19 protein-coding genes and 2 pseudogenes are annotated in these 20,926 nt (G+C 63.2%); 3 read left to right on the forward strand and 18 right to left on the reverse strand.

Annotated elements, in window-relative coordinates; all coding sequences use genetic code 11:
* The first annotated feature begins 26 nt into the window (after nt 1–26).
* Nucleotides 27–1,163, forward strand: coding sequence for a VWA domain-containing protein (locus tag LB558_RS22160; RefSeq protein WP_318011664.1), 1,137 nt, complete (start codon nt 27–29; stop codon nt 1,161–1,163).
* Nucleotides 1,163–2,050: an amidohydrolase family protein gene (locus LB558_RS22165; RefSeq protein ID WP_224699708.1), complete on the forward strand. Its 888-nt coding sequence runs from the start codon at nt 1,163–1,165 to the stop codon at nt 2,048–2,050. The genes LB558_RS22160 and LB558_RS22165 overlap by 1 nt, the downstream gene beginning before the upstream one ends.
* 13 nt (nt 2,051–2,063) lie before the next feature.
* Here the strand turns inward: LB558_RS22165 and LB558_RS22170 are convergent, their stop codons facing one another.
* From LB558_RS22170 to LB558_RS22200, 7 genes and pseudogenes are all read right to left on the reverse strand, one after another.
* Complete coding sequence (locus LB558_RS22170; RefSeq protein WP_224699495.1) at nt 2,064–2,471, reverse strand: carboxymuconolactone decarboxylase family protein; 408 nt, start codon at nt 2,469–2,471, stop codon at nt 2,064–2,066.
* Nucleotides 2,472–2,724: 253 nt separating this feature from the next.
* Nucleotides 2,725–4,221 (reverse strand): sugar ABC transporter ATP-binding protein, encoded by a 1,497-nt coding sequence (locus LB558_RS22175; RefSeq protein ID WP_224699496.1) that lies wholly within the window; start codon nt 4,219–4,221, stop codon nt 2,725–2,727.
* On the reverse strand, nt 4,221–5,270 hold the full coding sequence (locus LB558_RS22180) for a hypothetical protein (RefSeq protein WP_224699497.1): 1,050 nt from the start codon (nt 5,268–5,270) through the stop codon (nt 4,221–4,223). Before LB558_RS22180 ends, LB558_RS22175 begins: the two co-directional genes overlap by 1 nt.
* Entirely contained in the window at nt 5,267–7,390 is a 2,124-nt protein-coding gene (locus tag LB558_RS22185) for an ABC transporter permease (protein ID WP_224699498.1), read from the reverse strand. The genes LB558_RS22180 and LB558_RS22185 overlap by 4 nt, the downstream gene beginning before the upstream one ends.
* A gap of 82 nt (nt 7,391–7,472) precedes the next feature.
* Entirely contained in the window at nt 7,473–8,501 is a 1,029-nt protein-coding gene (locus tag LB558_RS22190; protein ID WP_224699499.1) for a sugar ABC transporter substrate-binding protein, read from the reverse strand.
* A 62-nt stretch (nt 8,502–8,563) separates the two neighbouring features.
* Entirely contained in the window at nt 8,564–9,550 is a 987-nt protein-coding gene (locus LB558_RS22195; RefSeq protein WP_224699500.1) for an ABC transporter permease, read from the reverse strand.
* Between the two features lie 228 nt (nt 9,551–9,778).
* Nucleotides 9,779–10,027 (reverse strand): annotated as a pseudogene (locus tag LB558_RS22200) (MFS transporter); the annotation flags it as partial.
* A gap of 3 nt (nt 10,028–10,030) precedes the next feature.
* Here LB558_RS22200 and LB558_RS22205 point away from each other — a divergent pair.
* Nucleotides 10,031–10,534 (forward strand): annotated as a pseudogene (locus tag LB558_RS22205) (aromatic amino acid lyase); the annotation flags it as partial.
* A 9-nt stretch (nt 10,535–10,543) separates the two neighbouring features.
* Here LB558_RS22205 and purU read toward each other — a convergent pair.
* From purU to LB558_RS22260, 11 genes are all read right to left on the reverse strand, one after another.
* Nucleotides 10,544–11,425, reverse strand: coding sequence for a formyltetrahydrofolate deformylase (purU, locus tag LB558_RS22210; RefSeq protein ID WP_224699501.1), 882 nt, complete (start codon nt 11,423–11,425; stop codon nt 10,544–10,546).
* Nucleotides 11,422–12,222, reverse strand: a complete 801-nt coding sequence (locus LB558_RS22215) for a 3-methyl-2-oxobutanoate hydroxymethyltransferase (RefSeq protein WP_224699502.1) — start codon at nt 12,220–12,222, stop codon at nt 11,422–11,424. The genes purU and LB558_RS22215 overlap by 4 nt, the downstream gene beginning before the upstream one ends.
* A 34-nt stretch (nt 12,223–12,256) precedes the next feature.
* On the reverse strand, nt 12,257–12,571 hold the full coding sequence (locus LB558_RS22220) for a MocE family 2Fe-2S type ferredoxin (protein WP_224699503.1): 315 nt from the start codon (nt 12,569–12,571) through the stop codon (nt 12,257–12,259).
* Between the two features lie 17 nt (nt 12,572–12,588).
* Nucleotides 12,589–13,671, reverse strand: coding sequence for a fatty acid desaturase family protein (locus LB558_RS22225; protein ID WP_224699709.1), 1,083 nt, complete (start codon nt 13,669–13,671; stop codon nt 12,589–12,591).
* 49 nt (nt 13,672–13,720) lie between these two features.
* Nucleotides 13,721–14,902, reverse strand: coding sequence for an aldose 1-epimerase family protein (locus tag LB558_RS22230; RefSeq protein WP_224699504.1), 1,182 nt, complete (start codon nt 14,900–14,902; stop codon nt 13,721–13,723).
* A 16-nt stretch (nt 14,903–14,918) separates the two neighbouring features.
* Nucleotides 14,919–15,701 carry an ATP-binding cassette domain-containing protein gene (locus tag LB558_RS22235; protein ID WP_318011665.1) on the reverse strand — a complete coding sequence of 261 codons (783 nt, stop codon included), beginning with the start codon at nt 15,699–15,701 and terminating at the stop codon, nt 14,919–14,921.
* Entirely contained in the window at nt 15,698–16,699 is a 1,002-nt protein-coding gene (locus LB558_RS22240) for an ABC transporter permease (RefSeq protein WP_224699506.1), read from the reverse strand. Before LB558_RS22240 ends, LB558_RS22235 begins: the two co-directional genes overlap by 4 nt.
* 62 nt (nt 16,700–16,761) lie before the next feature.
* Nucleotides 16,762–17,706 (reverse strand): substrate-binding domain-containing protein, encoded by a 945-nt coding sequence (locus LB558_RS22245; protein ID WP_224699507.1) that lies wholly within the window; start codon nt 17,704–17,706, stop codon nt 16,762–16,764.
* A gap of 67 nt (nt 17,707–17,773) precedes the next feature.
* The gene (locus LB558_RS22250) at nt 17,774–18,688 is read right to left on the reverse strand and encodes a sugar phosphate isomerase/epimerase family protein (RefSeq protein WP_127317901.1); all 915 of its coding nucleotides are present in this window, start codon (nt 18,686–18,688) and stop codon (nt 17,774–17,776) included.
* A gap of 55 nt (nt 18,689–18,743) precedes the next feature.
* Complete coding sequence (locus tag LB558_RS22255) at nt 18,744–19,829, reverse strand: Gfo/Idh/MocA family protein (protein WP_224699508.1); 1,086 nt, start codon at nt 19,827–19,829, stop codon at nt 18,744–18,746.
* A gap of 35 nt (nt 19,830–19,864) precedes the next feature.
* Entirely contained in the window at nt 19,865–20,926 is a 1,062-nt protein-coding gene (locus LB558_RS22260; protein ID WP_224699509.1) for an ABC transporter ATP-binding protein, read from the reverse strand.

The raw sequence follows: 20,926 nt of genomic DNA on the forward strand, positions 1-20,926 counted from the left end.
GGCAGGACAGAGGGGGGCGCCTCGCAATGATGCGGGAAACAGGCTTGCCCCACGCCGCAGCGCCCTTGCTCGGCTTCGGCCGGCTGCTGCGCCGCTACGGCTTCGCCATCGCTCCCGAGCAAGTCTCCGGCTTCATGCAGGCGGTGACGTTGCTCGGCCCGCGCTCGATGGCCGACATCCGCGAGGCGGCGCTCGCGACGCTGGCGCCGCCGCCCGACCGCCGCGACGAATTCGAGGCGCATTTCCAGAGCCATTTCTATGGCAATGCATCCGCAGTGGTCGAAGGGGATGCGGACGAGGAAACCCGCATCAAGGATGATGGCGGCGCCGACGACGAACGGATCGAAGCCGAACAGCGGCAAGAGGGCGGCGAACTGTCCTCGGCCCTGGAGCAGTTGAGCACGCGCGATTTCCAGCGCGACGATGACAGGCTGACCGCCTTTCGTCGCAAACTCGCTTCCGCCCTGCCCGCCCGCCGTTCCTTCCGCACGATACGCACCCACTCCCGCGGCAAGCTCGATTTGCGCCGATCGCTCAGGGAAATCGTCAGCGCCGATGGTGACGTGCCCTCGCCGCTGCTGCGCCGCCGCCAGACCGTCCCGCGAAAGCTGCTGCTGCTGATCGACGTCTCCGGCTCGATGAAACTGCACACGGCGGACTATCTCAAGCTGGCGCATGCCGCCGTGCAAGGCGCCGACCGGGCCGAAATCTTCACCTTCGGCACGCGGCTGACCCGCATCACCACGGCATTGCGCATCCGCGACCGCAGCCAGGCGCTGGCGCGCGCCGCTGCCCAGGTCGACGATTGGGATGGCGGCACCCGCATGGGACCGACGCTGCTCGCTTTCCTCTCGGTGCCGCGCTTCTCCGCCTTCGCGCGCGGCGCCGCAATCGTCATCCTGTCCGACGCGCTGGAGCGCGGCGACCATGGCGAGCTGGAAACGGCAATGCGCCGGCTGAGCGCCCGCGCTTTCCGGCTGTCGCTGGCCACACCGCTAGCCGGCGACCCGCGCTTCCGGCCGGCAACGGCGGCACTGCGCGCCATCCTGCCCGCGCTCGACGATCTGGTCGACGGCTCATCGCTCGCCGGCCTCACCGATTTCATCCTGTCGCTCGCCCGCCCTGCCCCGTCGGCGGCGGCAATCTGGAAGAGGGTTTCATGATGCAGAAAGCAATCGACGCGCATTTCCACATCTGGCGCCAGAAGGATCAGCCCTGGCTGGTCGGCCCGATGGTGCCACGCATCTTCGGCCCCTACGAGCCGATCCGGCGCGATTACCCGATCGAGGAGTTTCTGGCTGACCAGCAAGGCGCCGGTGTGGAAAAAGCCGTCTATGTCCAGACCAACTGGGCCAAGGAGGATTTCGAGAAGGAAGTCGCCTTCCTGCAGAAGACCGCTGACGAGACTGGCTGGCCGCATGCCATCGTCGGCTACACCGACATGACGGTCGACGACATCAGGCCGCAGATCGATCGCCTGAAGAAATATCCGCTGCTGCGGGGCGTGCGCATGCAGCTGCACTGGCACGAGACGCCGGCCTTCCGCTTCGCCGCCTCGGCCGACCAGGTGATCGACCCGAAGGTGCGCGCCAACGTGGCGAGGCTCAAGGATTACGGCCTGTCCTTCGATCTGCAGCTCTTCCCTGCCCAGATGAAGGACGGCCTGACGCTGGTCGGTGAAAACCCGGAGACGAACTTCATCCTCACCCACGCCGGCATGCTGACCGGCATGGAACCGGAAACCACCGAGGCTTGGAAGGCCGGCCTGCGCACGCTCTCGGCTGCGCCCAATTTCTACGCCAAGCTGTCCGGCCTCGGCACCTTCATCCACCGCAACGACCCGGCGCTGATCGCCTACATTGTCGACAACGCGATCGAGATATTGGGCGCCGATCATCTGATGTTCGGCTCGAACTTCCCGATCGAGAAGCTGTGGACCAGCCACGCCGAGCTGATCAAGGCGCACCGCGACGCGGTGGCCAAGCATGGTGCGGCGGTGGAGGCGGAAATCTTCTGGAACACGGCGGAGAAGGTTTACCGGCCGGTGTAGGGCAAGCTTCCCCTCACTTCACCTCGAACTGCGGATCGACCGGGATCTGCAGCGCCGTCACCATATGATTGGTCTGCCCAGCCAATCCAATGATCGACACCAGCTCGCCATGCTGCGCATCGGTCATGCCCTTGGCGCGTGCTGCCGCCGTGTGCGAATGGACGCAGTAGGCGCAGCCATTGGCTGTCGACACCGCGATGTAGATCATCTCCTTGGTCAACGGATCGATGGCGCTCTCCGCAACCATCACCACCTTGAGCTGTTCCCAGACGCGCTTCAGCGCCGGGGGATCATTGGCCAGCCCACGCCAGAAATTGTTGACGAAATCGGATTTGCGCGTTGCGCGGATATCGTCGAACACGGCTTTCACGGCGGGGATCTTTTCGACCTCGGCGTCGCTGAGGAGTCTGGTGGTGGCCATGGCATTTCCTTTCGTTCTCGACGGCGGACAATTGAATCGGATGCTGAACAGCCGCCGCTAATCCATTCACTTAATTTGCATATTCGCCTTTTTGCGTTGCAGACGGAACCGCCGGGTGTGTCGAGATTTAGGTCAGGCCGAGTCGAAAACGGTGGATTCCGAGAACCGGAGCGGAGCGTACTTTTCGTACGTGAGCACCGGAAGCGCAGGAACCGGCGTTTGCAGGCCGACCTCACCTGAATATCGACACACCCTAATGCACGGCCGCATACATGATCTTCTCCTCCGTGGCCTCCGCCGGCGAAAACTCCTCGACAATACGCCCTTGCCTACAGACAAGAATCCGGTCGGACAGGTTCATGATCTCCGGCAGGTAGGAGGAGATGACGACCACCGCGAGGCCCTCATCGGCCAGCCGGTTGATGATCTGGTGGATCTCGGCAATCGCGCCGACATCGACGCCACGTGTCGGCTCGTCGAAGATGACGATGCGCGGCTGCTGCACCAGCCCCTTGCCGATCACCACCTTCTGCTGGTTGCCGCCGGACAGTTCGACCACGCGCGCATTGTCGTTGATTGCCTTGATGTTCAGCGTCTTCGTCCATTCGGCTGACAGGGCGCGCATTTCCTGCGCATTGATCACCCAGGCCTTTTCGCGGCCCGCCGCCAGCAGTCCGCCGAACAGGTTTTCGGCAATGCCCATCGTCTCGAAGATACCCTCGCTCTTGCGGTCCTCGGTGACATAGACGATGCCGTCGGCCACCGCTTCGCTCGGCACGAGATAGCGCACCGGCCTGTCGTCGAGCTCGATGGCGCCGCCGCGCAAAAAGTCGCGCTTATAGATGCCGGAGACGATCTTGAAGGTTTCGGTGCGGCCGGAGCCGATCAGCCCGAACACACCGGTGATCTGGCCCTCGAAGATCGAGAAGGACGTGTTGCGCACGACATTGCTCATCGAAATGTCCTGCACCGACAGCACTTTCTTGCCGGCCTTGCGCAGCTTTGCCTCGTCGCGCTGGCGGTAGATCTGTCCCGACAATGTGCGCCCGACCATGGCGGAAACGATCCTGTCTCGGTCGAAAGCAGATGTGTCGTCGGTGACGACCAGCTCGCCGTCGCGCAGGATGGTGATGCGGTCGGCAATATCGAGCGCCTCTTCCAGCGCATGGCTGATGAAGACGATGGAGACGCCGCTCGCCTTCAGCCGGCGGATCAGCGCGAAGAAGTGCCGCTTTTCTTCCGGCGTCAGCGTCGCCGTCGGCTCGTCGAAGATGATGATCTCGGCATTGTGGTGGACGGCGCGCGCGATCTCGACCATCTGCCGCTTGGCCGCGCCCAGCGTCGCCACCATCGCGTTCGGGTCGACGGGAAAGTTCAGCGATTGCAGGAACTGCTGCGCTGAAATGTACGTGCCGCGCAGCCGGTTGAGGAATTTTTCAGTACCGAGATAGAGGTTCTGCGCCACCGTCATCGACGGCACCAGGCTGGTCTCCTGGAACACCATGGCGATGCCGGCTTCAAGCGCTGCGTGCGGCGAGGCGTAGGCGATCTCTTGCCCCTTGTGGAACATCTTGCCCGAGGTAGCGTCGACCACGCCGGCAATGATCTTGGTCAGCGTCGATTTGCCCGCGCCGTTCTCGCCGAGCAGCGCGTGGATTTCGCCTTTGCGCAGCTCGAACGTGACGTTCTTGACCGCGGGCACGCCGCGATAGTTCTTGGTGACGTTTTCCAGCCGAACGATCGGTTCCATCAAAAACCTCCCGCGTCGACGGAAAGGATGCAGTCCCCGCCCCGGGAGGCGATAAACAGAAGGCCATCCTTCTCGGCGACACTGCAAATACCATGGCGCGTGCCATTGGCGCGGCTGTGCAGGCTGAATTGCGGCTGCAGCTTCTGGTCGAGCCTGACCACCAGCCCATAGGAGCGGCTCGGCGACCACGGCTTGTGGATGCCCATGGTGCGGATGCCGCCGCATTGCAGCGGCTCGAGGAAGCTGCGGCTGGACGCCAGCGCCGGCGCGATCCAGTAGGCGGGCGGCACCTGGCTCAGCATGTCCTGCCGGTAATGCGTTTCCTGCAGCACGAATTCGATCAGCCGGTTGCGCGGCGCAAACAAGGTCAGCCACGCGCCGCCATCGGCGGACGGCGACAGCCGCGCGGGATAGCCAGGCAGATGCGCCAGAACCGTCGAGCGGTTGCCCGTCGCGCCATCGAAACGCACCAGCTGGTGACGCCAGCTTTCGCTGACCAGCACATCCTTGCCGACAGGATGCAGCCCATAGGGAAAGGCGATGTCGCCGGCCACCTTGCGGAAATCACCGCCTGCTGCGTCTCGCTTCCAGAGCGAACCGGAAGCGCCCTTCTTCATCAGATCGGCGGCCCATTGCGAAGGCGCGTGCTCGGCCGAACCGTTGGCCAGCCACAGCGTGCCGTCGTCGGCATAGGCAAGTGCGGTGATGCAGCGGATCTCGGCCGGCAGCGAAACCTCCTTGCCGGCAATCAGCAGCTTGTCGCTCTCCAACCCGAGCGCCAGTTCGCCGGATGGCGACATCGCCAGCGCGGTGAGGGGCGACGGAAAGGTCTCGACCACGGTTGGGGTCGCGCCGGCAGCAACCGAGTGGATGACGTTGCCGCTGGAGGCCAGCAGCCTGTCACCGGAAACCAACAGATTGTCGGGCTCGGTCAGCTCGGCAAACGCAGGCGCATCATCCAGCCGCGTGTTGGGGCGAAAAGCGCCGTCGAGCGGCGGGATGGTCACCGCCTTGCCGCGAAACAGGTCGAGCACAGGGTCGAGGATCATGGCTTTGCTCCCCAATAGGAAGCGGGGCTGGTCCAGTTCGGGTCGGCGCCTGCGATCTTGTAGCGGCCGATGCGGTTGTTGAGGATGCCGCCGACGAACAGATATCCCTTGTGCTCTCGCATCGAGGTGACCATCGGGTGCGCGCCGCCGGTGAGATCGCCCATCGCCTCGACGATGCCGCCCTTTTCCGTGAATTTCACCACGCCGCCGGTGTTGATGTTGGGGAACAGCCATTCGTCCTGCGGCAGCCGCCGCGTCATTCGCTTGCGCATGTCGGGATGGCGCAGCGAGAGATCAAAGCTCGGCGTGCGCATGCCGAGCCACGCCATCCAGTAATTGCCGTCGGAGGCGCGGTTGATGTTGTCGGGATAGCCCGGCATGTCGCGGATGACGCATTCGGCGGTGCCGGCTTTCGGCCCTTCCAGCCAGTAGCGATGCACGCGGCAGGCCCAGCTTTCGGCGAAGAACAGCGACTTACCGTCATGCGCCATGCACACACCATTGGTGTAGCGGTAGCCGTCGAGCAATGTCTTGGTCGAACCGTCCTTCGGGTCGTAGACCAGCAACCGGCCGGTGGCGCGGTTCTCGATCGAGTCCAGCGCCCAGTCATGCGCATCGTAGCGCTTGGTCGAGTCGGTGAAATAGATGCGGCCGTCCGGTGCGATGTCGCAGTCGTTGGGGTCACGCAGCCGCGCATCGTCGACGATCGACGTCCACGAACGCGACGTTTCGGCCGACAGGCGTTTGACCTCCCGATCCGGCGAGACTGAGTAGAGCCCCATGGCGCCGACGCAGCTGATCAGATTGCCCGATCTGTCGAAAGCGAGGCCGAGCGGAAAGCCGCCAATATGGGCAAACACTTCCGATTTGACGTAGTCCGGCGCGAAGAAGCGGACGATCTCGCCATGACGCGTGCCGCAATAGAGGTTGTCGTCGCGGTCGAGGATGACGTCTTCCGGCCCCTCCAGCTCGCCAAGCCCGATATGGTCGGCGGCCGACAGCCGGTTGTCGAGCTCGTATGATGTGCCCGAGCCGGGCGCGGCCGACTGTGTTTCGCCCATCTTCAGATAGACCGGCGCGACATAGACCTCGTTCAGCACCTTGTGCCGGTTCTTCAGCCAGCGGATGTCGATGGTCACCGCCACCGCCAGCATGATGCCGAGCACCATCTGATTGGTGCCAGTTCCGTAGCCCAAGCGGATAAGCCCGTTGGTCATGGTCAGCACAATGATGGCGCCCATCAGCCCCTTGATCACCGAGCCGCGGCCGCCGCCGAGACTGACGCCGCCGACCACCGCCGCCGTCAGCGCCATGATCTCGAGGTTGAGGCCGGTTCCCGGCCCTGCCCCGCTCAGCCGGCAAGCAATGAGGAAGCCGCCGATCGAGGCGCAGAAGCCGGAAAAAACATAGGTCATGAACACGGTGCGGCGCACGCGGATGCCGGCATTGTGCGCCGAGCGCCTGGAGCCGCCGACCGCCAGCACGTGCCAGCCCGGCCGCGAGCGGGTCAACGCGATATGGGTGATGATGGCCAGGATGATCGCCAGCCACACCGAGACCGACAGCCCCCAGAAAGTGCTGTCGCCGATGAAGTCCAGCACATCCGATGTCGCGGTCGAAAGCTGCACATCGGCGGCATAGGTGGTGACCAGGATGTCGAACAGCGCCCGCCCGAATATGAAGGTGACCAGCGTGGTCAGAAAGGCGCGCAGCCTGAGATAGCCGACGAGGTAGCCGTTGATGGCACCGAAGATGAGGCCGGTGGCGAGCGAAGCGGCCAGCGCCAGCCAGATCGATTGTTCGAGGATGAAGAAGACATAGACGGCGGAGAAGCAGGACAGCGCGAAGATCGAGCCGACCGACAGGTCGATGCCGCCGCCCAGCATCACCACCGTCATGCCGGTGACCACCATGGAGAACTCGCCGAGCTGGCGGGTCGATTCCTGCAGCGCCGTCAGCTTGAAGAAGCCCGGAATGACCGAGCCGAAGGTCGCCAATGTCACCACCAGCGCCAGGAACGGAATGGCGTTGTCGGTCCAGCGTTTGGTCAGGATTTCGCCGACGACATGGTCGGGCACGAGATTGTAGCGCCAGGACTGGAGGCGTTCGCGAAAGGACATCGGCTGCTGCTATTCCATGAGGGAACGAGGTGACCGGATCCTTCCGGCCACCTCGCTTGTATCTCAGTCGAAAAAGTGCGGCTTACTTTGCCGCCGCCGCTTGTGCCTGCAGCGCCTTCAGGTCCCAGCAGCTATCGGGCTTCAGGTCGGCCTTGGTCGTCGCCTTCTCCAGCGTGTAGATGTAGGTGTGCGAGGTGCCGGCCGGCTGGCCGCTCTGCAGCAGGAATTTGATGATGGCGTTCATGTCGCCCGACTGGCGGGCAAGATCGGTCATCACCACGGCGCCATAGGTGCCGTCCTGCAGCTTGTCGCAGTCGGCCGCCTTCTCGCCGCCGCCGGTGGTGACCAGGAACACCTTGCCGTCGAGCTTGGCATCGCGGATCGCGGCGGACGCGCCGGTGGCGTCACCATCCCAGAAATCGATGATCGAGCAGATATCAGGGTTCTGCTGCAGCATCGTCGTCGTCACGTTGCGCGAGGTCGTCGCATCCCAGTTGGAATCGGGCTTGGCCACCACCTTGAAGTCGGGATTCTTGTCCAGCACCTTCATGATGCCGGCATACTGATAAAGGCTGGATGAGTTCGCCTGGTCACCCTGCACAAGGCCGATCTTCTTCGACGAGTTCGGGCCGCAGCCCTTGATCGCCGCTTCGGCCTCGAGCTGGCCAAGCCGGTCCCAGTCACTGCCGATAAAGGCGTCGGCCGGGAAGTTGGCGGGATTGTCGACCAGGATGACATAGGTGCCGGCGGCCTGCGCCTTCTTCATCAGCTTGGAATAGGAGTTGAGGTCCGGCGCATGGATGATCAGCACGTCCGGCCTGGTGTCTGAGGAGATTGCGTCGGTGATCGCCTGTGCGCCGGCATCGACCACCCAGTTCGGGTCGCGCGTCTCGAACACGCCGCCCCAAGCCTCGACTTCGGTCTTCAGATAATGCGCCCAGCCCTGCGCCAGGTCGAAGCCCATCGCCAGCGGCACCAGCATCACGCGCTTGCCTTTGAGCGCCTGCGCGTAAGCCGCCGGGCCCGGATCGTCGGCGGCGAAGGTGGGCGCCACGAAGGCGGTGACGGCAAGCGCCGTGGCAGCGGCCATCAATGTCCTGATGAATTTCATGTCAGATCCTCTCGTTTCGATTTTCATTGCCGGCCGATCGGGATGGATCGGACCGGGTACCCCTAAATGTCGCCTTGCTGGGCGGTCTGCTCGTCACGTGGATTGATGATGCCGTCGACAATAATGGCACCGAGCAGGATCGCTGCCTTGATCAGGTTCTGGTAGAGCAGCGGAATGTCGATGATGGTCATGGCGTTCAGCAGGATTCCGATCAAAGCTGCCCCGACCAGCACGTTGCGCACCCCGCCCCGCCCACCGGACAGGCCGATGCCGCCGATCACCGCGACCAGCACGATGTCATAGAGCAGCGTCGAATTGACGACGCGCGTGTTGATCGAATGCAGGCTGGCCGCCGTCAGCAGGCCGGCGATCAGTGCGACGAGGGCGGAAAGCACATAGCGCACCACCAGCATCGGCCGCACCGGAATGCCGATGTTGCGGGCGGCAACCGGATTGTCGCCGGCGAAATAGATGTAGCGGCCCCATTTGGTGTAGCGCAGGAACAGGAAGAACAGGAAGGCCAGCCCTGCGAACACGAACACCTCAACGGGAATGTCGAGGAAGCGCAGGCCGCCGAGCAGCTCCACCCAATGACCCTGCGGCACCGGCACGGCATCCTGCGTGATCAGCTGCGAGCGCACATAGCCGAAGACAAAGGAGCCCGTTGCCAGCGTCACGAAGATCGCCGGCACGTCGGCATAGGCGACGAGAAAGCCATTGAGCAGGCCGATGGCCAGCACACCGGCCAGCACATAGGCGAAGGCCAGCCCGTCCGGCGTCCCCGAGTTCAGAAGTTGCAGGTACCAGGCGACAGACATCGCCATGATCGCGACGGCGGAGAGGTCGATGCCGCGGCCGATGATGACGACGGCCATGCCGAGCGCAAGGATGCCCAGCACCGACACGGAGCGGACGATGGCGACGAGATTGTTGGGGTCGATGAAACCCGGCAGGCCTATGGCCGCTGCGACGAACAGCACCACGGCGATGGCAAAGACAATGCCTTCCTGATTCAGGCTCCTGAAATTCGGCCAGCCGATCGTGTTCATGTCTGCGTTTGCCCCGATGGCAGCGCTGCCATCCCTGGGAAAGAACGCTAATCGGCCCAACGCCGGTTCGTCAAATGAATCCGCGCTCGGAACCCAGGCCGGCAGCAATATTCACCGAGTGGACGCATCGATTGCCGAAGCTGGCGCAATGCCCGGAAAACTCTGCGCTTTTGGCAATTGGTTACGCCATTGCCGCCGCTCGCGAAAGCGCTGCACCAAGGCGAAAGGAACCTCCGCGCCCGCACCTGGCGGCAGCACGAGAAAACGCAACGCCGCCACCAGTCCGATGGCGCCGATCGCCAGGAAGGCGATTCGAAAATCGACGAGGTCGAGAGCGGGGCGATCCCTGACGATCTGCGACAAATTGAGGATCGCCGCCGCCACCGCGACGCCGAACAGCATCGCCACCTGCTGCAGCATCGAGGACAGCGTTGCCGCCGAGCTTCGTTGCGCCGCATCGATGTCGGCGAAGGCCAGCGCGCACTGGCGCTCGCCTTTGAAACGCTCGGCCTGGCGATCGCTCAATGTGCCGCGGCCAGTGCCGCGCGCTTCATCCAGCTCACCGGTTCGGGCCGCAATGGCCTGCCGAAATATCTGTCGCCGATTGGCGGCGCCTCGGCCGGCTTCGTGCCGTTGCAGAAGACGGTGACGTCGATCCAGGCCGCCATCCGCCACAAGGCCAATCCGGTGATGCTCGACTTCCTGGCCGTGTCGGAAGGCGTTGAGGACCACGCCACGCGGACACCTCTCGCGGTTGCGAAATGCGCTGGTATGATCGTGCTATGGCGGCGGCTGATCGCCTTCGAACTGATGGCCGCCGCACAGGCCATCGACTTGCGCGACGGCTTTACATTGGCGCCACGCACCGCCGCACTTCACGCGGCGATACGCGTGCTCGTCCCCATGCTGAAAGAGGACCGGCCGCTCGGCATCGACGCAGAGGCACTTTACGCCGCACTCGCCGGCGGAAGCTGGCCGGCCTGACGCGGCTTCTCAGAAGACGACGGTCTTGTGGCCGTTGAGCATGACGCGGGCTTCGAGATGCAGCTTGACGGCGCGCGCCAGCACCCGGCTTTCGATGTCGCGCCCGACAGCAACGAAATCCTCGGCGCTCATCGCATGGGTGACGCGTTCGGTCTCCTGATCGATGATCGGACCCTCGTCGAGGTCGGAGGTGACGTAATGCGCCGTCGCACCGATCAGCTTGACGCCGCGATCGAAAGCCTGGTGGTAGGGCTTGGCGCCCTTGAAGCTCGGCAGGAAGGAATGGTGGATGTTGATCGCCCGTCCGAACAACCGGTCCGACAGGCCTTTCGAGAAGACCTGCATGTAGCGCGCCAGGATGACCAGTTCGGCCCCTGTCCGCTGCACCAGGTCCAGCAGCTTCTGTTCCTGTTCGGCCTTGTTCTCCCTCGTGGTCGGCCAATGGTGGTAGGCAATGCCCTCCATCTCGGCGAAGCGGCGGGCATCCTCATGATTGGAGACGACGGCGGCAACCTCCGCGTTCAGCCAGCCGACCCTGATCTGGTACAGCAGATGGAGAAGCGCGTGGTCGAACCTGGAGACCATGACGATGATCTTCGGGCGGCGTTCCTGATTGACCAGCGCGGTCTTCATGCCGAAGCGATCGACGCTTGATTTCAGGGCCCGCTCCAGACTGTCCCTGGTCGAGCCTGGCGGACTGATGAAGGCGATCCGCATGAAAAAGCGATTGGTCTGCCGGTCCCAGAACTGGCTGCTTTCGGCGATGTTGGCGCCATTCGCGGCAAGCTCCGCCGTGACGGCGGCGACGATCCCCGGCCGATCCTCGCAGGAAAGTGTGAGAATATGAACCGGCGCGGCCTCGTCCGTCGCATCATTGCCTTGAGATTTCACGCCCTGTCGACCCTTTTCATGAACAGGCTGAGCTCAGCCGGGTCCATATGCACCACATGCTTATCTTCGGGATAGGCCAGGCTGTTGACATCGGCAACATATTCCGAGAACGCGGCGATGCGCTCGGCCTGCAAGCGATCAAATTCGGCAGCAAAATTGCGATAGATCTTGGAGTGGCGGGGCATGTGGCCACGGTTCTGGCCGAGGATATCGTCGGCAAACAGATATTGCGCGTCGCAGCCGGTGCCCGCCCCCATCGACAGCATGATCAGCGATGTCCGTTCCGAGATCGCCTTGGCCACCTCGACCGGTACGACCTCGATCTCGGCGCCGACGGCGCCGACGGCTTCCAGCTGCTTCACCGCCGTGAAGACGTCCATGGCGGTGTCGGCGGTCTTGCCGACCGCCTTGAAGCCGCCGGTCCAGGTGGCCCGTGACGGGATCAGCCCGACATGGCCGATGACCGGGATATTGTCATCGGCCATCCGCTTGATCGTGGCGTAGCCAGCGCTGCAATAGACCGCGTCGGCGCCGGCCTTGTAGAGCCGGAAGGCCCAGCGCACGAAATCGTCCGATGTGCCGATCTCGTAGAAATTGTCGCCCGGCATGGTGAACAGGCTGGGTGCGGCGTCACGGTATTGCGGGTTGAGCACCAGTTCAGGCGGCACCGAGACGATGTCGACCCCTGCGCGCTCGGCTGCCTCGGCCTCGTCCATCGTCAGCACACGCAGCATGGTCAGCTGGCGCTTGCCCTTCATGGCGCGCAAATCCGCCACCGTCGGTCTTTTTCGGCTCATCAAAAGGGTTCCCTCAGTTGCATTCGACGGCAGGTCAGCCGATCCGGATCATCACTTTGCCAGCCTCGACCTTCACTGGATAGGTGGCGAGATTGACGCAAACCGGTGCGCCTCGGGCCACACCCGTCTTATAGTTGAAGCGGCCATTGTGCTTGGGGCATTCGATGATGTCGTCCATCACCAGCCCCTCGGCCAGATGCGCCTTCTCATGCGTGCAGTACCCGTCGGTTGCGAAGTACTCGTCATCCGGACTGCGATAGATGGCAAAGGTACGGCCGCCATGATCGAAGCGGATGACATCCTCTTCCTCGACATCGTCGACGCCACACGCTTCAACCCAGTCGGCCATCTGCTTCTCCTGCAACTCTATTCCGCTGCCGCCGGCACCGTCAGCGCATGGAACTCGTCCCGGTACGGCCTGGCCGTCGGCGGCAATTCACGCTTGAGGAAATAGTCCTCGTACTGAAGCTGCTTCAGCAGCACCGGCCAGACCTCGCGATAGGCATGCCACATCGAAGGGTTCGGCTCGGGCAGATCGTGCTTGATCAATTCGTGCAGCCTCGGCAGCGCGTGATAGGGCACCATCGGGAACATGTGATGTTCAACATGGTAGTTCATGTTCCAATAGATGAAGCGGCTGATCGGGTTCATGTAGACGGTGCGCGTGTTCAGCCGGTGGTCGGTGACGTTGTCGGCCAGCCCGATATGCTGCAGCAGGCCGGTCAGCACCATGTGCCAGCTGCCGTAGAGGCGCGGCAGGCCAATCAGCACCAGCGGCAGGAACGACCACAGATAAAGCGCCAGCACGATGGTCGCGACATAGATGGCGACATGCCAGCGCGCGGCTGTGACCACCTTGTGAAGCTCCATCTCGGGAATAAAGCTTTTCTCATCGGGCGAGATGCTGCCGAACGCATTGCGTACCAGCGTCGGCAGCGAATAGCGGAAATCGAGAATGCCGGTGAAGGCGAGTGCGGCGCGCAGCAAGTCCGGCGGACGCATCACCGCGATCTCGGCGTCGCGGCCGACGATGATCGTGTCGGTGTGGTGGCGTGCATGGCTCCAGCGCCAGGTCACCGGATTGCGCATCAGCATGAAACTGGCGATCTGGTAGACGGCATCGTTCATCCAGCGCGTGCGGAAGGCTGTGCCGTGGCCGCACTCGTGCCAGCGCGAGTCGCTGGACGAGCCGTAGAGCACGCCGTAGACGAGCAGGAACGGTACCACCCACCACGTTCCCCAGAACCAGACGATCCCGGCGGCGGAACCCAATATGGCAACGATCCAGATGATCGTGTCGCGGATCGCCGGCCCGTCCGAGCGTTGCATCAGCTCTTTCATCGCCTTGCGCGGCACATCGGTGTGATACCACTCGGCCGAGGCCAACCCGGTCTCGATCGCAAGCCGAGTGCTTTCGCCGACCAGGCTGTAATCGCGCTTTTTCTCCATCACATCGACCTCCGATTTCCGGCCCGCCAGCCGGAGCATTCGTTTCGCATCATGCCCTGCCCGCCAATGCCGGAAAATTGCCCGACGGCACAGGATAATCCTGTTGCGGCTGCCTGGCGATCGAAGCGATCCTCGCTTCAGCCATGGCGATCGCGCCGGCGCCGTCGAGCACCCGGAACACCGCGTCGTAAGAACGGCTTTCGCCATGCTCCAGCCAGATCATCTCGCCACGCTCGCGCGCCGCGAGATTGCCCAAGACATGATGCGTCGAGGGTTCGATGCCCAGCGCATACTGCCCTGCCTGGAAATTCTGCCATTGATAGGCGCAAGGCAGCTGGTCCTTGCGCGTCACCACTTCGAAGCCGAGGCCAAGATGGTCGTTGACCACTGCCACCGGCACCTCGCCATTGGCGTCAGCTGCCATCTCGTGCTGCCAGACCTGCTCGCTGAAATCCGATTGCGGCGCTGGCATCGTGCGGTAACCGACCTTCTGCGCCTCGTAGCGCTCGCCGGCATGGCCAGCCCAGACGACGTCGCGGATCGGCGCCAGATAGCGCGAACCCTCGTCGAGCAAGGGGTGGCTGACATTGACGTGATAGAAATACATGTGCGGCGTGCGGTTGAAGCCGTGGTTGACGACGCGGTCCGACAGCCGGATCTCGTTGCCGCCAACATCGGCCTCGATGCGCCGGATCAGATGCAAATCCTCGCCGAAGACCGCCGATTGCTGCACGATGCCTTCGGCCCAAAGCACGCAGCGGTCGCCATCCCAGGCCTCGCCATAGCCGGTCAGTCGCGCCGGAATGGTGCCAATGCGGCCATGCAGCGAATGGATCACGGTCTTCTTGCCCGGGTAGTTGTAGCTGTCGGCCGGCACTTCTTCCCGGCCCAATATATGGTCGAGGCCGCAAGTGACGAGCAGGCCTGAAAACGAGCGTGCCCAGGCGAGCCCCCCTTCCCCCTCATAATCGTGCAGGCCGGGATGGCGAAAACCGCTCGGCGAGTGCCAGCCGATCGCCTGGCCCTTGAAGTCGCAATCGGCGATATCGAGTGCCCGGTCGACCAGCGCCGTGAAGCGCAGGCCCGAGCCGGTGCGGAACTCCAACATGCGAATGCCGCGTTCCACCCCGTCGCCAAGCGTCATCAACCGCACGCCGGCAAATTGCGACAGCATGCCCGAACGTTCCGATACCTGCCGGCGCGAAAGCGTCTTGCCGTAGAGTTCTACCATGTGACGGCCAACTTCTTCACTTCGCTCTCGTCTCTTTCAGCAGGGCTGACATGTCGGCCCCGGTGATGATGCTTTCCACGGTCAGAAGATCGGTATCGGCAACCGTCTGCTCCGCGACGATCTCGCCGCGGCGCATGACGATGATGCGGTCGGCGACCTGGAACACGTGATGGATGTTGTGGGTGATCAAGAGCACCGAATGGCCAGCGTCACGCACCTCCTTGACGAAGCGCAGCACGCCGTGGGTTTCTTCGACGCCGAGATTGTTGGTCGGTTCGTCGAGGATGATGACCTTGGCGGCGAACTGCATGGCGCGAGAAATCGCAATCGACTGCCGCTCGCCGCCCGACAGCGTCGAGACCAGCGCATCGGCATCGAGTTTTTTCGAGATGCCGACGCGCTTCAACAGCGCCGACGCCGCGTCGCGTAATTTGGCGAAATCGAGCGGCGCGAACACGCCCAGCCACTTCAGCTTGACCGGCTCGCGGCCAAGGAAAAGATTACGCGCGATGCTGAGATCCGGCGCCAGAGATGTATCCTGGTGGATGGTCTCGATGCCGAGGTCCATCGCATCGCGTGTCGAGCGGATCGAAACCTTTTCGCCGCGCACATAGATGTCGCCACGGTCGATCGGAAACACACCCGAGATCGCCTTGATCAGCGTCGATTTGCCGGCGCCATTGTCTCCAAGCAAGGCCACCACCTCGCCCTCCTTGAGGGCAAAGGACGCATTCTTCAGCGCCCGAACGCTGCCGAAGGATTTTTGCAGATTCTGCAGGCGGAGAACTTCCATCATCAGCCCCTTGCGGCGTTCTTCTGCAGCAAAGCGTGCAGGATGAGCATGGCGAGGATGATCAAGCCGACGAAGATGTTGTAGGCGAGGCCCGGCACGCCGATCAGCACGATGCCGTTGCGGATGGCACGCAGCATCAGCGCGCCGACGATGGTGCCGAGGATCGTGCCGCGCCCGCCGGTCAGCGCCGTCCCGCCGACCACCACCATGGCGATCACTTCGAGCTCGTAGCCGGTGCCGGCCACTGGTGAAGCGGCCGAGATGCGGAAGGCGCTGATCATGCCGGCCAGTCCTGCCAGGACCGAAGTCAGGATGAACAGCCACACCTTGACGGCGTCCGCCGGCACGCCGCGCGCCACCGCCGCGTTACGATTGGAGCCGATGGCGCTGATCCAGTTGCCGAGCTTGGCATAGCGCAGCACGTAGATCGCCAGCAACGAGAGACCGATGAACCACCACAGCGAGGTGTAGAACCGGAACGAACCGATATTGAAGCTGCCGGCCAGGAGCGTCACGAAAAAGCCCGGCTGGTCCCAGGACTTCAACGGAAAACCCTGTGTGATATAGAGTGCCGCCCCGCGCACCACGAGCAGCATCGACAGCGTGACCAGAAAGGACGAAATGCCGATCTTGGTGACGATCAGCCCGTTGATGGCGCCGATGGCGATGCACAGCAGAAGCCCGGCCAGAAGGGCGACACCGATATCGACGCCGCCATTCTGCACCAGGAGCATGACGACGACCGGCGCCAACCCGAACACGGCGCCGACCGACAGGTCGAACTCGCCTGCCGTCAACAGCAGTGTCATGCCGAGCGCGATGATGCCGAGCTCGGGCAGGAACGCCATCATGTTGGAGATGTTGAGCGGCGACAGGAAATTGGCATCGGCGACGGCGAACACCGCGAGCAGGACAACGAGGATGACGAGCGAGGAGAATTGCGGCGAGCGCATAAGGCTCGATCTGCGTTTCCCGACAGGCATTTCGTCTTCTGCGGTGATCATCATGACTGCTTGAACCATGCTTTCAAGAGGCACCCGCGGCCTGCGCCGCGGGCACCGGTTTTTCACTTCGTGTCGTAGAGTTTCAGGATCGGTTCGACGCTCGAGGCGTCATAAAGGCTGAACGTGTGGATGTCGTAGCCAATCGGTTCGCCCGACGCGGCGAGCCCGAGCAGCGCCACCGGCATGAAGCCCTGCGCAGACGGGAACTGCCAGGCGGCCGCGTTGACGAAGCCGGATTTGACGGCCTCCGCGGTTTCCTTCGAATTGCCCCAGCCGACGACCGGGATCTTGCCGGCCGGCACACCGGCGCCGTCAAACACCCGCTTGACGCTGGCCGCGACGGAATCGCCGAGCGCGATGATCGCCGGCGGATTGTTGGCCACCATATAGTCGGTCATCTTGGCAATGATGCCGGCCGGGTCGGTGCCGCAGTCGACCACATCATATTTGATCCCCAACGGATCGAAGACGCTGGCGATGCCTTCGGTCTCCAGCTGCTGGTAGCTGGCGCCAGGCACTTCCACCGGCAGGAACACCTTGTCCCCCTGCTTCACCATCTTATGGTCGACAAGATACTTGGCCCAGATGACGCCCGCCTCCTTGAGATCGGCGCCGACATAGGCCTGCCGTCCGGTCGCCGGATCGTCTGTGTTGAAGAACACGATCGGAATCCCGGCCGCCTTGGCGGCCTTCACTTCCTCGGTCCACAGGCCGGGCTGCGCCGAGGTGGTGGCGATTCCGTCGGGCTTGGCCGCAAGCGCGGAATTGAAGGCCTCCTTCTGCGCCGCCATGTCGCCGCCGCTGAAGGAGATCTTGCAGGTCACCTTGAGCTGGTCGCAGGCCTTGGTGGCGCCGGCATTCCAGTCGAGCCAGAACGCATCCGACGGACCGCCATGCGACAGCAGGTAGAAGGTTTTCTGCCCATCCTGCGCCATTGCCTGCGAGGCGAATGCGATGCCCGCGAACACAGTCGCGGCCGCCGCCAGTTTCAATCCGTATTTCAGCACTACAATTCCTCCCTTGTTGTTGCTTCCAAGCCGGATGCACCGCCGGCAAAGGGCGGCGCACAGCCCGTCAGAGGCCGTTGGCGCGGAACTTGTCGTCGAGAAATTTCTTGGCCCTCGGCACGTCGTCTTCCGAAAGGTGTTCGATGATCACCGGGATGTTCGGGTTCTTCTGCGACAGGCGCTGCAGATAGAGGTCGTAGTTCAGCGAGCCGGTGCCCGGCGCGTTGAGGACCATCTCGCCAACGCCGCGGAAGGTGTGCGAGGCCAGCGCGTCGTCATCGCCGATGTCGGCATGCTTCTCGCTCTTGTCGTCGCCGGCTCGTGCGACATCCTTGGCATGCGCGATTTTGACCTTGTCGGCCAGCGTGTCGAACACCTGGTTCAGCACCTTGTCCATCTGGTCGATGTTGTGGCTTTCGAAGTAGTTGGTCGGATCCATCAGCAGGCCGAGGCCCGGATGGTCGACCTGTGCGAACATCCTCACCGTTTCCTCGACCGAGCCGACAACATTGTTGACGTAGGTTTCGAGCAGGAACATTGAACCGTGGTCATAGGCTTCCTGCGCCAGTTCGGAGATCACCTTGCGGCACATCTCAAAACCCTCTTCGGACTTGTTCTTGGGATCGCTCATCCACTCGCTCTCGGTGTTGTAGGTACCGGTCTCCGAGATCACATAAGGACTGCCGAGCTGGCGGGCGTTGCGGATGATTTCCTTCAGCCGATCGACATTCGCCTTGCGGTGCGCGAGGTCGGGATGAATGACATTGGTGTAGCCCGAGATGCAGCAGATCGGCAGGTCGTGGGCACGGAACGTGTCGCGGACTTTTTTGGCCTTGTCCTTGGTGATCTGGCCGGCCGACAGGTCGATATCCTTGAAATGAAGGTCGAGCTGCACGGTGTTGAAACCGTGGCCGCGAATTTTCTTCGCCGTCTCTTCGAGGCCGTACGGGAAATAGCCCGTGAAAATACCTGCCTGCATCATGGTGTGAATTCCTCCCTGTAAGCGATTCAGTTGTCTGGTGTTTCAGTTGCGGTGTTCAGGTAGCGATTTCGGAAAGCTTGACCGTGCGGCCCTCGTCGATCGAGCGATAGCCCGCCTCGACCAGCGCCATGGTCTTGACGTTGTCGGCGACCGACAGCGCCGGCGGCGTGCCGGTCTTCACCGCATGCTGGAGCTGCTCCATCACGCCGATAAAGGCATGCGGGAACCACATCGTGTCCCAGCTCGGGCTGACCCATTCGCCACCGGTCGTCTCGGTCGAGGCATATGTCAGCGTCGAGGCAGCGCCAGTCGGCCAGCCGATGGTGCCCTTGGCGACCCCCTTCGTGCCGTCAACGCGCCAGTTGATGTGCTGGTCGTCCTTGTAGCCGTCCTGGCGCGGACCGGACCAGACATCCTCCAGCGACACGGCAAGCACACCGGACGGGAAGCGCAGCGTCGATACCGTGATGCCGTCGGAATGGTCGAATGTCGTGCGCGGATCCTTGCGTGTCAGCGTGGTGATCTCAGAGGGGTCGCCGAACAGGAAGCGCAGCACGTCGAGATGATGCACGCTCATATTGGCGAGCGTCAGCCGGTCATAATCCTCGAGGAAGCTCTGCCAGTGCGGGATGGCGTGCATGTCGATCTGCGCGAAGACGATGCCGCCCAGCGCGCCGCTGTCCATGATCTGCTTCAGCACGCGCATCGACTGGTCGTAGCGCATGTTCTGGTTGACCGAGAGGATCTTGCCGGCCTTGGCCGCCTCGTCACGCAGCTTGACCGCTTCGTCGACCGACAAGGCCAACGGCTTCTGCGCCAGGATTGCCTTGATGTGCTTCTGCTTCAGCGCGTGGCGGATCAGCGCCGGCTGCAGGTCGGGCGGGAAAGCAAGATCGATGATCTCGACATTTTCGTCCTCGATCAGTTTTTCCGGCGTGTCGTGGACCGTGGGGATGCTCCAGCGCGTCGCCACCTTCTCGGCGCTGGCCCTGGTACGCGAGGCGATTGCCACCACCGGGAATCCAGCTTCCTTGTAGGCGGCCAGATGGCACTCGGCCATGATCATGCCGGCGCCGACGCAGCCGATCTTGTATTCCTTCGTGCGAACCTTCACGTCCGGCTCGAAGCCCTTGTGTGCCATCTGATCCTCCCGAAAGTCTTTCCTTGCGGCGGCCGTCATCGTGCCAACGCTCCGCCGCTCTGTTCGAAATAATGCACTCTGGCCGGCTCACAGGATATCGCCACCATGGCATCCGGCCGGATGTCAGGCTGGCCGCGCAGCAATGCCTTCAGCCGCGCCTGCCCGGCAGCGAGCGTCACCACGGTGTAGCCGCCAAGCGGCTCGACCTCGAACACTCGCGCCGGGCGGCCCGGGCCCCCATCCGCCCACGGTCTAACCTTGATGTCTTCCGGCCTCAGGCCGATCTCCACGGCGTCGGCGGGCGCTGCCTTGTCTTCGATGCGGATCGTGCCTTCAGCCGCTTCGACACCGCCCTCGCCGCGTGCCGATCTGAGGATGTTCATCATCGGCGAGCCAAGCAGCCTTGCCACATAGGTGCTGGCCGGGCGGTCGTAAATCTCTGCCGGCGCACCGATCTGCCTGATCTTGCCGTCCTCCAGGATGGCGATGCGGTCGGCGACCGACATCGCCTCTTCCTGGTCATGCGTGACGTAGATCAGCGTCTTACCGAGTTCGCGCTGGATGCGCTTCAACTCGACGCGCGTTTCCTCGCGCAGTCTGGCGTCGAGCGCCGAGATCGGATCGTCCATCAGATAGGCATTGGGATCGCGCACCAGAGCCCGCGCGATCGCCACACGCTGCCGCTCCCCGCCCGAAAGCTGTCCCGGCGGCTTGTGCAGGATATGGCCGATATGCAGCTTCGCCGCGACGTCGGCGACCCGCCTTGTGATCTCGGCCTCGGCGACCCGGCGTTCGACCAGGGGGAAGCGGACATTGTCGAGCGCGCTCATATGCGGAAACAGCGCCAGGTTCTGGAACACCATCGCCACGTTGCGTTCGGCCGGCGACACCGCGTTGACCGGCCTGCCGCCGATCAGGATCTCTCCCGAGTCCGGCGTCTCCAGCCCGAGCACCAGGCGCAGGATCGTGGACTTGCCCGACAGCGGCGGTCCGAAGAAGCAGAAGAACTCATTGTCGTTGACGGTGAACGAGGCGTCGTCGACGGCGAGTGTATTGCCGTAGCGTTTGGTCACATTACGGAAGACGATATCGGCCAT

This window comes from Mesorhizobium sp. CO1-1-8 (assembly GCF_020164875.1).
Taxonomy (GTDB): Bacteria; Pseudomonadota; Alphaproteobacteria; order Rhizobiales; family Rhizobiaceae; genus Mesorhizobium.

What these genes read in the sequence shown, in the direction of transcription:
- LB558_RS22215 (WP_224699502.1), bottom strand. Translation starts at nt 12,222, where the DNA reads ATGAGCCGAAAAAGACCGACGGTGGCGGATTTGCGCGCCATGAAGGGC.
- LB558_RS22170 (WP_224699495.1), bottom strand. Translation starts at nt 2,471, where the DNA reads ATGGCCACCACCAGACTCCTCAGCGACGCCGAGGTCGAAAAGATCCCC.
- LB558_RS22240 (WP_224699506.1), bottom strand. Translation starts at nt 16,699, where the DNA reads ATGATCACCGCAGAAGACGAAATGCCTGTCGGGAAACGCAGATCGAGC.
- LB558_RS22185 (WP_224699498.1), bottom strand. Translation starts at nt 7,390, where the DNA reads ATGTCCTTTCGCGAACGCCTCCAGTCCTGGCGCTACAATCTCGTGCCC.
- LB558_RS22165 (WP_224699708.1), top strand. Translation starts at nt 1,163, where the DNA reads ATGCAGAAAGCAATCGACGCGCATTTCCACATCTGGCGCCAGAAGGAT.
- LB558_RS22160 (WP_318011664.1), top strand. Translation starts at nt 27, where the DNA reads ATGATGCGGGAAACAGGCTTGCCCCACGCCGCAGCGCCCTTGCTCGGC.
- LB558_RS22190 (WP_224699499.1), bottom strand. Translation starts at nt 8,501, where the DNA reads ATGAAATTCATCAGGACATTGATGGCCGCTGCCACGGCGCTTGCCGTC.
- LB558_RS22180 (WP_224699497.1), bottom strand. Translation starts at nt 5,270, where the DNA reads ATGATCCTCGACCCTGTGCTCGACCTGTTTCGCGGCAAGGCGGTGACC.
- LB558_RS22175 (WP_224699496.1), bottom strand. Translation starts at nt 4,221, where the DNA reads ATGGAACCGATCGTTCGGCTGGAAAACGTCACCAAGAACTATCGCGGC.
- LB558_RS22220 (WP_224699503.1), bottom strand. Translation starts at nt 12,571, where the DNA reads ATGGCCGACTGGGTTGAAGCGTGTGGCGTCGACGATGTCGAGGAAGAG.
- LB558_RS22250 (WP_127317901.1), bottom strand. Translation starts at nt 18,688, where the DNA reads ATGATGCAGGCAGGTATTTTCACGGGCTATTTCCCGTACGGCCTCGAA.
- LB558_RS22260 (WP_224699509.1), bottom strand. Translation starts at nt 20,926, where the DNA reads ATGGCCGATATCGTCTTCCGTAATGTGACCAAACGCTACGGCAATACA.
- LB558_RS22255 (WP_224699508.1), bottom strand. Translation starts at nt 19,829, where the DNA reads ATGGCACACAAGGGCTTCGAGCCGGACGTGAAGGTTCGCACGAAGGAA.
- LB558_RS22195 (WP_224699500.1), bottom strand. Translation starts at nt 9,550, where the DNA reads ATGAACACGATCGGCTGGCCGAATTTCAGGAGCCTGAATCAGGAAGGC.
- LB558_RS22225 (WP_224699709.1), bottom strand. Translation starts at nt 13,671, where the DNA reads ATGGAGAAAAAGCGCGATTACAGCCTGGTCGGCGAAAGCACTCGGCTT.
- LB558_RS22230 (WP_224699504.1), bottom strand. Translation starts at nt 14,902, where the DNA reads ATGGTAGAACTCTACGGCAAGACGCTTTCGCGCCGGCAGGTATCGGAA.